Below are 12415 nucleotides of genomic sequence, written 5' to 3'. Positions count from 1 at the left end.
GGAGCCTGTGGGTGCGCTATCAACGCACTGGTTGCACCCACTCAACAGTCTGGAAGTGCCTATGACCTTTGAAGTCCCCGCTCACGGCGGCAAACCTGCCAGCCGCATTCGTCAGAAGAACGAAGAGACCATCATCAAAGCCGCCGAAGACGAGTTCGCCCGTCACGGGTTCAAAGGCACCAGCATGAACACCATCGCGTTGAATGCCGGGTTGCCCAAGGCAAACCTGCATTACTACTTCACCAACAAGCTTGGTTTGTACGTGGCGGTGTTGAGCAACATTCTTCAGTTGTGGGACAGCACCTTCAACACCCTCACTGCCCAGGATGATCCGGCGGAAGCGCTGACCCGTTACATCCGCGCCAAAATGGAATTCTCGCGCCGCCAGCCACAAGCCTCGCGCATTTTTGCGATGGAAGTGATCAGCGGTGGCGAGTGCCTGACCGAGTATTTCAACCAGGATTATCGCGACTGGTTCCAGGGTCGGGCGGCGGTGTTTCAGGCGTGGATCGACGCCGGCAAAATGGACCCGGTCGATCCGGTCAACCTGATCTTCCTGTTGTGGGGCAGCACCCAACATTACGCGGACTTCGCCACCCAGATCTGCCGTGTCAGCGGCCGCACCAAGCTGACCAAGCAAGACATGGAAGATGCCGGCAACAACCTGATCCGTATCATCCTCAAGGGCTGCGGCCTGACGCCTACCATCTAAGACTCTTATGCCTTTTACCCTCAGCGGCTTTTGCGAGTTCCGCGAAGAGATTCGCAAAAGCCGCTTCATCACCTTCGCCGCGCCGATCTCCAGCCCTGCTGAGGCTCAGGCGTTCATCGAGCAGCACAGCGATCTGAATGCTTCGCACAATTGCTGGGCCTGGAAACTGGGCGACCAATACCGCAGCAACGACGATGGCGAACCCGGCGGCACCGCCGGCCGGCCGATTCTGGCGGCGATCGAAGCGCAGGATTGCGATCAGGTCGCGGTGCTGGTGATCCGCTGGTACGGCGGCATTCAACTGGGCACCGGTGGCCTCGCCCGGGCGTATGGCGGTGGCGCAAACAAGTGCCTGCAAACAGCGGCGAAGGTTGAGTTGATCAGTCGCGTGCCCGTCAGCTGTGCCTGCGCCTTTGGCGAGTTGGCCCTGGTGAAACTGCGGGTCGCTGAATCGGGCGGTCTGGTGGTGGAGGAAACGTTCACCGCCAACGGCGTGGAGCTGCAATTGGCAATCGGCAGGGAGCACATCGACCGCTTGCAAGCCCAGCTCGCAGATTTGAGTCGCGGACGCATTCTGTTGCAGCACTGATCGCACCAACTCCGTTCACCATCCTTACGTCAAGCCGATGTATTTGCCCACATCTGCTGTGCACCCGGCTGTGGATAACCTGAGCACATTCTGCTGTAACCCTTCTGTCATGCGGCTTTGCGGGGTTTGTTCACTTTTCGTCCAATTTGCCATCAACAAGACAAATTTAACGAAAAAACAAATAGTTAGGGCGGTTTATCACCTTTAGAAGATAGCCACGCAGTGCTTATGCCCGTGCTTTCGGCTTGCGCACAAATACTGTGGAGCAACCTGTGGATAACCCGTTCATGGCTGGCGCAGCCCCCTATCTGGCATAGCTTGCGGCGTGTTGCTCGTTTTTTGATCAAAGCACCTGGGCAAAATCAGAGCCTGATCAAGGACTTTGCCCTCAAGTGGTGCCGCATCGGGATCGAAATATGGCGAGGCACCGTCGGCAAAGCCATTGCCGACATGGATTTTCGGTTTTCCTGACTCAATGGCCAGGAAATTGCTTTATCCACAGGTATAACGTTCATCGAACCGAGCCTGTCATGCCCAACCCCGTGCCGATCCCCAATCAAATGCCCCGTCTGCAATTGCGCAAAATCAGCAAACGTTACCCCGGTTGCCTGGCCAACGACGCCATCGATCTGAGCATTGCCCCCGGTGAAATCCATGCGCTGCTGGGCGAAAACGGCGCGGGGAAAAGCACGTTGATGAAGATCATCTACGGTGTCACCCATGCCGATTCCGGGGAGATGATCTGGCAAGGCCAGCGTGTGAGCATGCGTAATCCGGCACAGGCTCGCGCGCTGGGGATCGGCATGGTGTTCCAGCATTTTTCGCTGTTCGAAACCCTTAGCGTCGCGCAGAACATTGCCTTGGCGATGGGCGCGGCGGCCGGCACACCGAAACAGCTGGAGCCAAGGATTCGTGAGGTCTCCCGGCGCTATGGCATGGCGCTGGAGCCGGAGCGACTTGTCCACAGCCTGTCGATCGGCGAACGGCAGCGAGTCGAAATCATTCGTTGCCTGATGCAGGACATCCGCCTGTTGATTCTCGACGAGCCCACCTCGGTGCTGACCCCACAAGAGGCCGATGAACTGTTCATCACCCTGCGCCGACTGGCGGCCGAGGGCTGCAGCATTCTGTTTATCAGCCACAAGCTCGGCGAAGTTCGCGCCTTGTGCCACAGCGCCACGGTGCTGCGCGGCGGCCGGGTGGCCGGCCATTGCGTGCCTTCGCAGTGCTCGGACCAGCAACTGGCGAAACTGATGGTTGGCGAGGCTGCCGCGCTGATCACCGATTATCCGAAGGTGACGGGAAGCGAGGTATTTTTGAACGTGAGCGGATTGTCCTGGCACAACCCGGACCCGTTTGGCTGCTCCCTCAAAGACATTGACCTGCAAGTGTGCAGCGGTGAAATCGTCGGCATCGCCGGTGTGGCAGGCAATGGCCAGGATGAATTGCTGGCCCTGCTCAGCGGTGAAGAGCGGCTAACCCGCAACGACAGCGCGACGATCCGTTTCGGCGGACAACCGGTTGCCGATTTGCGGCCCGATGCGCGACGCCGGCTCGGTCTGGCATTCGTTCCTGCCGAGCGGCTGGGCCATGGTGCCGTGCCCGACTTGAGCCTGGCCGACAACGCCCTGCTGAGCGCATTTGAGCAAGGATTGGTCAGCCGCGGGCTGATCCAGCGCAGCAAGGTCGAAGCTCTGGCGCAAGAGATCATCCGGCGCTTCGCGGTGAAGACACCCGACACCCAGACGCCCGCTCGCAGCCTGTCTGGCGGTAATTTGCAGAAATTCATCCTTGGCCGGGAAATCCTCCAGCAACCGAAATTGCTGGTGCCGCGCACCCGACCTGGGGCGTGGACGTCGGTGCCGCCGCCACCATTCACCGGGCCCTGATTGCCTTGCGCGATGCCGGCGCGGCGATCCTGGTGATCTCCGAAGACCTCGACGAACTGTTCCAGATCAGCGACCGCCTCGGCGCCCTGTGCAGCGGACATCTGTCACCGCTCAAAGCCACGCTCGACACGCGCCTGATCGATGTCGGTGGCTGGATGGCCGGCCAGTTCGACGCCCCTCAATCCCTCGCACCCGCTACGGTTTAACGGAGTTTTACATGCTGCTTTCTCTCGAACCCCGTGGCCAGCAATCGCGCCTGATGCTGTGGTGCTCGCCATTACTGGCGGCGGTCCTGACCTTGGGCTGCGGCTCGCTGCTGTTTATTGCGCTGGGACACGATCCATTGTTGACGCTACACACCCTGTTGATCGCGCCGGTCAGCGACCTGTACGGCGTCTCCGAGCTGCTCGTCAAAGCGTTGCCGATTCTCCTCTGCGCGCTGGGCCTGGCGGTGGCGTATCAGGCACGGATCTGGAACATCGGCGCCGAAGGCCAGCTGCTGCTGGGAGCGCTGGCTGGCAGTGCGTTGGCGGTGAACATTATAGACATGCAAAGTCGCTGGGCGCTGGTGCTGATCCTGTTCGTTGGCACCCTGGCCGGCGGGGCGTGGGCCGGTCTGACGGCGTGGTTGCGCACGCGATTCAATGCCAATGAAATCCTCACCAGCATCATGCTCAATTACATCGCCTTGAACCTGTTGCTGTTCTGCGTGCATGGGCCGCTGAAAGATCCCGCCGGCTTCAACTTTCCCGAGTCGGCGATGTTTGGCGATGCCAGTCGCCTGCCGCTGTTGATAGAGGACGGCCGGGTTCACGCCGGGGTGTATTTCGCTCTCCTTGCGTTGGTGGCGGTGTGGGTGTTGCTGCAGAAAAGCTTTGTCGGGTTCCAGATCAAAGTGCTCGGGCTGGACAAGCGTGCAGCAGGCTTCGTCGGCTTTCGCGAGAAGCGCCTGATCTGGCTGGCGTTGCTGATCAGTGGTGGGTTGGCGGGGTTGGCCGGGGTGTGCGAAGTCACCGGGCCAATCGGTCAATTGGTGCCGCAAGTTTCGCCCGGTTACGGCTATGCGGCGATTACAGTAGCGTTTCTCGGACGGCTCAATCCCATCGGCATTGTGTTTTCCAGCCTGTTGATGGCGCTGCTGTATATCGGCGGCGAGAGCGCACAGATGAGCATGAACCTGCCACAAGCGATCACACAGTTGTTCCAGGGGATGATGCTGTTTTTCCTGCTGGCCAGTGACGTGCTGATTCTCTACCGCCCCCGTTTGAACCTGCGCTGGTCCCGCCGTGCGCACACCAATGCCGTACAGGCAGGAGCGCTGTGATGGATTTCGATCTGCTGAGCAATATTTTCTACGCCATGGTGCGTTGTGGTACGCCGTTGCTGTTGGTGGCCCTTGGAGAGTTGATCTGCGAGAAGAGCGGCGTCCTCAATCTCGGCCAGGAAGGCATGATGCTGTTTGGCGCAGTGATCGGTTTTATCGTCGCGCTGAACAGCGGCAACCTGTGGCTCGGCGTATTGCTGGCGATGCTCGCGGGGATGCTGTTGTCTTCGTTGTTTGCCTTGGTGGCGCTGGTGTTCAACGCGAATCAAGTGGCCACCGGGTTGGCGTTGACGATCTTCGGCGTCGGTCTGTCGACCTTTGTCGGCGCGGCGTGGGTCGGTAAACCGCTGACCGGTTTTGAGCCGGTGGCGATTCCATACTTGAGTGCCATTCCGCTGATCGGGCGAATGCTGTTTGCCCAGGATCTGCTGGTGTACCTGTCGTTCGCGCTGTTTGCTCTGGTGACCTGGGTAATTGTGAAAAGCCGCGTCGGATTGATCATTCAAGCCGTCGGGGAAAACCCGGATGCGGCCAGCGCCATGGGTTTGCCGGTGTTGCGCGTGCGCACGCTGGCGGTGCTGTTCGGCGGCGCGATGGCCGGTTTGGCCGGGGCATATTTGTCCCTGGCGTATACACCGATGTGGGCGGAAAACATGAGTGCCGGGCGTGGCTGGATTGCTCTGGCACTGGTGGTGTTTGCCAGTTGGCGGGTGTGGCGGTTGCTGCTGGGGGCGTATCTGTTCGGCCTCGCCAGCATCCTGCATTTGGTGGCGCAGGGGTTGGGGCTGGCGATTCCGTCGAGCCTGCTGGCGATGCTGCCTTATGTCGCGACTATTGTGGTGTTGGTGCTGCTGTCGCGGGATGCAGTGCGCACACGGTTGTATGCGCCGGTGTCGTTGGGGCAGCCGTGGCAGGCAGGACATTAGCGGTTGCCTGCACTGGCCCCATCGCGAGCAGGCTCACTCCCACAATTAGAATGCATTCCCATGCGGGAGCGAGCCCGCTTGCGATAACTGCCGCACTGGCAACACCTGAGCCACGCCCCACGCCAACTCAAAAAACAAGAAAATCACCAGCAAATAACTGGCGCCGTGGACCAAGGCATAGAGCATCCAAGCCGCAAACAGGAACCGCCCCACCGCGTCATACCGACCAAAAATCTGCTGCGGATCGCGGATGCGCAGCACCGCCCAGATACACACAATCGAGCCAAACAGATTGGCTATCAGCATGTGCATCGGCTCGAACGCCGGCAATTCACCTGGCAGGTTGATAGCCTGACTCAAACTCGACAACACTCCATGCAATGCGGTGAAGCTCCACGGCGTGGCAAACGCCGCCGTCACGATCAAGTCATACCAGGCGCTACCCAGCACCAACCGGCGATATTGGGTTGAAGTCCACATCCGTCTTGCTCCAAAAAATCAGGGAGCAAAAAGGCTAAAGCCTGGAGTATGCTCCAAGGTCAAGCCCCCCTCTCGAGACGTCATGATGCGCATCGGTGAATTAGCCCAGGCCTGCGCCGTCAGCCGCGACACGCTGCGCTTTTACGAACAACGCGGGTTGATCGCGGCGCAACGCACGGCCAACGGATATCGCGACTATCCGGCGGACATGGTGCAACTGGTGCTGTATATCAAGACGGCTCAACGGCTGGGGTTTACCCTCGGCGAGATCGCTAACAGTGTCGCCGCGTTGTGGCAGTCGCCCAACCCGGACAGTGCCGTCACGCAATTGCTGCAAGACAAACTCAAACTGATTGAAACCCGAATGGACGAACTTGGCGCGCTGCGCAGTGAGTTGCAGCAACGGCTCGGCCAGCGTTGTCCATTAAATCCGTGACCCTCATTGATCAAGGAAGCCCCTCATGTCTACGGTAAAAACCGCACTCATCATTGGAGCCTCCCGGGGCCTTGGCCTCGGTCTGGTAAAAACCCTGCTGGCAGACGGCTGGCAAGTCACCGCCACCGTGCGCAACCCGCAGAACGCCGAGGCACTGCAAGCGCTGGGCAAGGTGCGGATCGAGAAACTCGACATGGATGACCAGCAGGCGGTCATCGCGCTGAGCCAACAGCTCAAGGGCGAAGTGTTTGATTTGCTGTTTGTGAATGCCGGAGTCAAAGGACCGGACGTGCAAACACCGGGTGGCGCGACGTTGGCTGAGGTCGGCCAGTTGTTCTTCACCAACGCCGTGGCGCCGATCAATCTGGCACAGCGTTTTGTCGGGCAGATTCGCCCGGAGACCGGCGTGCTGGCCTTCATGAGTTCGGTGCTGGGCAGCGTGACCATGCCGGACGCGCCGGAGCTGGCGTTGTACAAGGCCAGCAAGGCGGCGTTGAATTCGATGACCAACAGTTTCGTGACGCAATTGGGCGAGCAGAAACTTACCGTGCTGTCGATGCATCCGGGTTGGGTGAAAACCGATATGGGCGGTGAAGGCGCCGACATCGATGTGGAAACCAGCACCCGTGGCCTGATAGATCAGGTGAACGCGCACACCGGCAAGGGCGGGCATCACTTCGTGAATTACCGGGGTGAAACCATTCCCTGGTAACACACACAAAACCCTGTGGGAGCCGGGCTTGCCCGCGATAGCGGTGTATCAGGCGCCAACGACATCGACTGACACTCCGTCATCGCGGGCAAGCCCGCTCCCACAGGGTCTCGGGTTGCTCTGTCGGACGAGGCTTGCCGGGAAAGCCGTTTTGTTTGAAACTTCGCACCTCGTCCCCGCGGCGACCCTGGATCAGCAGACAGGGTAATCACTGAGCTGGCTAACCTGAACCCACTTTCAGAGGAGCCGGCCACCATGCCTGCGACCCGTACCTGGTTAAAAAATCCCCTCGCGATCTTCACTGCCAATGGCCTCGATGCCCGTGGCGGCTTGGTGCTGCAAGACGGTTTGATCGTCGAAGTGCTCGCCGCCGGCCAGCAACCTTCCGCGCCCTGTGGACAGGTGTTCGATGCCCGCGAGCATGTGATCCTGCCTGGGCTGATCAACACCCATCACCACTTCTATCAAACCCTGACCCGCGCCTGGGCGCCGGTGGTCAATCAGCCGTTGTTTCCGTGGCTGAAAACCCTGTACCCGGTCTGGGCGCGTCTGACCCCTGAAAAACTCGCCCTCGCCAGCAAAGTCGCGTTGGCCGAGTTGCTGCTGTCCGGCTGCACCACCGCCGCCGACCACCACTACCTGTTTCCGCAAGGACTGGAAAATGCCATCGACGTGCAAGTCGAGAGCGTCCGTGAACTGGGCATGCGCGCCATGCTGACACGCGGTTCCATGAGCCTGGGCGAAAAGGATGGCGGCCTGCCGCCGCAGCAAACCGTGCAGGAAGGTGAAGTGATTCTCGCCGACAGTCAGCGCCTGATCGCCGAATACCACGAGCGTGGCGATGGCGCGCAAATCCAGATCGCGCTGGCGCCGTGCTCGCCGTTTTCGGTGACCCCGGAGATCATGTCCGCCAGTGCCGAACTGGCCAATAAACTCGACGTTCGCCTGCACACTCACCTGGCCGAAACCCTCGACGAAGAAGACTTCTGCCTGCAACGCTTCGGCCTGCGCACCGTGGATTACCTGGACAGCGTCGGCTGGCTCGGCCCGCGCACCTGGCTGGCTCACGGCATCCACTTCAACCCGGACGAAATCGCCCGCCTCGGCGCAGCAGGCACCGGCATCTGCCATTGCCCAAGCTCGAACATGCGCCTGGCCTCTGGCATTTGCCCAACACTGGACCTGACCGCTGCTGGTGCGTTGCTAGGTCTTGGGGTGGACGGTTCAGCGTCCAACGATGCGTCGAACATGATGCTCGAAACCCGTCAGGCGCTTTACATTCAGCGGCTGCGTTACGGCGCGGAAAAGATCACTCCGGAATTGGTTCTGGGCTGGGCGACCAAGGGCTCGGCAAGTCTGCTCGGGCGCACGGACATCGGCGAATTGGCGGTGGGCAAGCAGGCGGATCTGGCGCTGTTCAAGCTTGATGAGCTGCGCTTCTCCGGCAGTCATGATCCGGTGTCGGCGTTGTTGCTGTGCGGTGCGGATCGCGCGGATCGGGTGATGGTGGGTGGCCAGTGGCGGGTGATAGACGGGCAAGTTGAGGGGCTGGATCTCAAGGGATTGATTGCCGATCACAGCCAGGCGGCCCGGCAGCTGATCGCTGGTACCTAAGCCGACCACGATCTAATGTGGGAGCGGGCTTGCTCGCGAAAGCGGTGTGTCATTCAACATTAATGCTGACTGACACGGCCCCTTCGCGAGCAAGCCCGCTCCCACATTTTTGATCCGGTTTCCACAGTGGATTTGTAGTGATTTCAGAGGCCCAGCAGCGACAACATGATGAATGTTGCAAACAGCACAAAGTGAGTCATCCCTTCGATGGCATTGGTTTCGCCATCGTTGAGGTTGATCGCGCTGACGATCAGGGTGAGGAAGATCATCACCGTCTGCACCGGGGTCATTGCCATCTGGAACGGCTGACCGGTGTAGAGCGCCATGGCTTCCATCACCGGCACCGTCAGGATCACCGTCGACAACGACGCCCCCATGGCAATGTTGACCACCGACTGCATGCGGTTGGCCAATGCCGCTCGCAACGCAGTAAGGATTTCCGGGGCCGCCGATATCGCTGCCACCAGAATCGCCGTGATCACCGGCGGAGCGCCCGTTCCTTCCAGGCCCAGATCGAGGGTCTTGGACATCACCTCGGCCAACGCGCCGATCACCACCACACCGAACACCAAGGTGGCGATACTCAGCGTCAGATTGACCGGTTCAGGCTCTTCTTCCGGGACTTTCTTGCGACGTTTTTCCGGGTAGCTATAGCTGAAGAAATAACTGTGCGGCCCCACCTGCATGCGCAGGAACAGGGCGTAGAGCACGATCATCGCGCCGATGGTGAACGCCGAATACACCTTCCAGTTGGCTTCGGGAATGAACTCCGGCACCACCATCGAGACGCCCATGGCGGTGAGAATCATCACGCTGTAACTGCGAGCCGAGTCGTCATTGTAAGACTGCTCGCCGTGCTTGATCCCGCCCATCAACGCGGCCAGGCCGAGGATGCCGTTGATGTCGAGCATCACCGCCGAATAAATCGTGTCGCGCACCAGGGTCGATGAGGCTTCATTGCTCATCATGATCGCCAGGATCACCACCTCTACCAGCACCGCGGCCAGTGTCAGGATCATCGTTCCGTAGGGGTCACCGACTTTCTCGGCGAGCAGTTCGGCGTGATGGGCCACGCGCATGGAGGCGGCGACGATGAAACCGATCAGGACCAGGCCGGCGGCGAGTGCGACCGGCTGTCCGCTGTGCAACATCCAGTGTTCCAGTGGATAAGCAACGACGGCAGCCAGCAGCGCCAGCAGGAGAAACTTTTCTTGCTTGAGGAGTGTGAGCATTACGGGCCTTTTTTGCCGATGCAGCGAAAGCAGAGTGATGAGCTACTGACTGCGGTGGAGCGCTAACGTTTCGTTACACCTTAGCGCACCAGTGGATGGCAGCCGTTTCAGGCGATGCACTTTTATTGTCCGCACCGGCCACATCGCGAGCAGGCTCGCTCCCACAGGGATCTCGCCGCTTCCTGTGGGAGTGAGCCTGCTCGCGATAGCCGTTACGCGGTCGTAAGCCATTTGTTGTCTTGTTGGTCAGCAACTTGCATTGCCCCCGCCAACCTCACAACAACATGGAGTTTCAATTCATGCACAAACGTCCGTTGAAGAAGCTGCTTGGCGCTGTTGTCGCGGCTATCGGTCTGAGCGCCAGCCTGACCGCCGGTGCCGCCGAGCCGCTGAAAGTCGGCTTCGTCTACATCGGCCCGATCGGTGACCACGGCTGGACGTATCAGCATGAACAGGGACGCAAGTTGCTGGCCGAAAAATTCGGCAATCAAATCACCACCAACTATGTCGAGAACGTCGCCGAGGGTGCTGACGCCGAGCGGGTGATCCGCAACATGGCCAAGGACAACTACGACCTGATCTTCACCACCTCTTTTGGCTACATGAACCCGACCCTGAAAGTGGCGAAGCAATTTCCCAAGGTGACCTTCGAACACGCCACCGGCTACAAGCAGGACAAGAACCTCGGCACCTATCTGGCGCGCACATACGAAGGTCGCTACGTCAGCGGCTTCCTTGCGGCAAAAATGACCAGGACCAAAAAGATCGGCTACGTCGCCTCGTTTCCGATCCCTGAAGTCATCCGTGACATCAACGCCATTCAACTGGCTTTGAACAAGTACAACCCGGGCACCGAAATCAAAGTGGTGTGGGTCAACTCATGGTTCGACCCGGGCAAGGAAGCCGACGCCGCCAACGCCTTGATCGACCAGGGTGTGGACGTGGTGTTCCAGCACACCGACAGCCCGGCACCGATCCAGGCCGCTGAACGTCGCGGCGTGTATGCCGTTGGCTATGCTTCGGACATGGCGCACTTCGGCCCCAAAGCGGTGCTGACTTCGATCGTCAACGACTGGGCTCCGCATTACATTCAGGCGACGCAAAGCGTGATCGATCACACGTGGAAGTCGCAGGATTATTGGGGCGGGCTGCAGGAAGGCACGGTTGAGCTGCCGATCAGCGACCTGGTGCCGGCGCCGGTGAAAGCCGAGGCAGAACAACTCATCGCCGACATCAAGAGCGGTGCACTGCATCCGTTCACCGGACCGATCAAGGATCAGGCCGGCGTTGTAAAAATTCCTGCGGGTGCGACGGCCAGCAATGCGGAACTGGCGTCGATGAACTACTACGTTGAAGGCATGAAGGCGGACATTCCGAAGTAATTCCCTGTGGGAGCGGGCTTGCTCGCGAAGAGGGAGTGTCAGTCAACATTTATGTATCTGACATACCGCCTTCGCGAGCAAGCCCGCTCCCACACTGAATTTTCAGCGTTCTCAAGGACAGCGCATGAACCAACTCCCCATCATCGATATCGCCCCGCTCTACAGCGATGACCAAACCGCCTGGCAAGCCGTCGCGACCCAAATCGACCACGCCTGCCGCGAGTGGGGCTTCTTCTACATCAAGGGCCACCCGATCAGCCCGTCGCGTATCGACGCGGTACTCGACCACGCCCAACGCTTCTTCGCCTTGCCCACCGAAGAAAAGCTCAAGATCGACATCACCCAGACCCGTCACCATCGCGGCTACGGCGCCATCGCCACTGAACAGCTGGACCCGAGCAAGCCCAGCGACCTGAAAGAAACCTTCGACATGGGCTTGCACCTTGCGGCCGATCATCCGGACGTCCTCGCCGAAAAACCCTTGCGCGGACCCAACCGTCATCCGTCGTTGCCGGGCTGGGCAGCGTTGATGGAGCAACACTACGTCGACATGCAGGCGCTTGCCCAAACCTTGTTGCGGGCGATGACGATGGCGCTGAACATCGAGCGCGACTTCTTCGATACACGCTTCAATGAACCCGTCAGCGTGTTGCGGATGATTCATTACCCGCCGCGCCACACCGCCAGTTGCGCAGAACAACAAGGTGCCGGTGCCCATACCGATTATGGTTGCATCACCCTGCTCTACCAGGACGCCGCCGGTGGACTGCAAGTGCGCAATGTCAAAGGCGAATGGATCGACGCGCCACCCATCGACCGCACGTTCGTGGTCAATCTCGGCGACATGATGGCGCGCTGGAGCAACGACCGTTACCTGTCGACGCCGCACCGGGTGATCAGCCCGCTGGGTGTCGATCGTTACTCGATGCCGTTCTTCGCCGAACCTCACCCCGATACGCCAATTGAATGCCTGCCAGGTTGCCAGGATGAAGGGCAGCCAGCGAAGTACCCGGCCACCACCTGCGCCGAATTCCTGCTTTCGCGTTTTGCCGACACCTACGCTTATCGACGTGAACAGGAAGCGGTGTGAACCTGCTGGTCAGGTTTTGCTAATTGTTT

The 12415-nt window shown here is 59.8% G+C and carries 11 protein-coding genes and 1 pseudogene; 10 read left to right on the top strand and 2 right to left on the bottom strand.

Going from position 1 to position 12415, the window contains the following annotated elements:
- The first annotated feature begins 61 nt into the window (after positions 1-61).
- The 5 genes and pseudogenes from K5K95_RS12280 (at position 62) to K5K95_RS12260 (ending at position 5440) form a co-directional block, all read left to right on the top strand.
- Positions 62-712, top strand: coding sequence for a TetR/AcrR family transcriptional regulator (locus tag K5K95_RS12280; RefSeq protein ID WP_090175856.1), 651 nt, complete (start codon positions 62-64; stop codon positions 710-712).
- A 7-nt stretch (positions 713-719) separates the two neighbouring features.
- A complete protein-coding gene (locus tag K5K95_RS12275) occupies positions 720-1301 on the top strand; it encodes an IMPACT family protein (RefSeq protein ID WP_222589653.1) in 582 nt (193 codons plus the stop codon).
- A gap of 530 nt (positions 1302-1831) precedes the next feature.
- Positions 1832-3396: pseudogene (locus tag K5K95_RS12270) on the top strand (ABC transporter ATP-binding protein).
- Positions 3397-3407: 11 nt separating this feature from the next.
- Positions 3408-4514, top strand: coding sequence for an ABC transporter permease (locus K5K95_RS12265; RefSeq protein ID WP_222589652.1), 1107 nt, complete (start codon positions 3408-3410; stop codon positions 4512-4514).
- Positions 4514-5440 (top strand): ABC transporter permease, encoded by a 927-nt coding sequence (locus K5K95_RS12260; protein WP_222589651.1) that lies wholly within the window; start codon positions 4514-4516, stop codon positions 5438-5440. The genes K5K95_RS12265 and K5K95_RS12260 overlap by 1 nt, the downstream gene beginning before the upstream one ends.
- Positions 5441-5485: 45 nt before the next feature.
- Here K5K95_RS12260 and K5K95_RS12255 read toward each other — a convergent pair whose 3' ends face one another.
- Positions 5486-5920, bottom strand: coding sequence for a hypothetical protein (locus tag K5K95_RS12255; RefSeq protein WP_222589650.1), 435 nt, complete (start codon positions 5918-5920; stop codon positions 5486-5488).
- Positions 5921-6005: 85 nt separating this feature from the next.
- Here K5K95_RS12255 and K5K95_RS12250 point away from each other — a divergent pair, with 85 nt between their 5' ends.
- The 3 genes from K5K95_RS12250 (at position 6006) to K5K95_RS12240 (ending at position 8682) form a co-directional block, all read left to right on the top strand.
- Positions 6006-6356, top strand: coding sequence for a MerR family transcriptional regulator (locus tag K5K95_RS12250; protein ID WP_208672199.1), 351 nt, complete (start codon positions 6006-6008; stop codon positions 6354-6356).
- Positions 6357-6381: 25 nt separating this feature from the next.
- Positions 6382-7068, top strand: coding sequence for an SDR family oxidoreductase (locus tag K5K95_RS12245; protein ID WP_222589649.1), 687 nt, complete (start codon positions 6382-6384; stop codon positions 7066-7068).
- A 255-nt stretch (positions 7069-7323) separates the two neighbouring features.
- Positions 7324-8682, top strand: a complete 1359-nt coding sequence (locus tag K5K95_RS12240) for an 8-oxoguanine deaminase (RefSeq protein ID WP_222589648.1) — start codon at positions 7324-7326, stop codon at positions 8680-8682.
- Between the two features lie 143 nt (positions 8683-8825).
- On the opposite strand, the gene K5K95_RS12235 is transcribed toward K5K95_RS12240, so the two are convergent.
- Complete coding sequence (locus K5K95_RS12235) at positions 8826-9914, bottom strand: calcium:proton antiporter (protein WP_222589647.1); 1089 nt, start codon at positions 9912-9914, stop codon at positions 8826-8828.
- A gap of 299 nt (positions 9915-10213) precedes the next feature.
- Between K5K95_RS12235 and K5K95_RS12230 the strand changes: the two genes are divergently transcribed.
- Entirely contained in the window at positions 10214-11296 is a 1083-nt protein-coding gene (locus tag K5K95_RS12230; protein ID WP_222589646.1) for a BMP family ABC transporter substrate-binding protein, read from the top strand.
- A 124-nt stretch (positions 11297-11420) separates the two neighbouring features.
- Complete coding sequence (locus K5K95_RS12225; RefSeq protein ID WP_222589645.1) at positions 11421-12386, top strand: 2-oxoglutarate and iron-dependent oxygenase domain-containing protein; 966 nt, start codon at positions 11421-11423, stop codon at positions 12384-12386.
- The last annotated feature ends 29 nt before the right edge of the window (positions 12387-12415 follow it).

This window comes from Pseudomonas sp. DR48 (genome assembly GCF_019823085.1).
Taxonomy (GTDB): Bacteria; Pseudomonadota; Gammaproteobacteria; order Pseudomonadales; family Pseudomonadaceae; genus Aquipseudomonas.
Note: the sequence above shows the minus strand (reverse complement) of the source record. Positions and strands in the feature narration are given on the sequence as shown.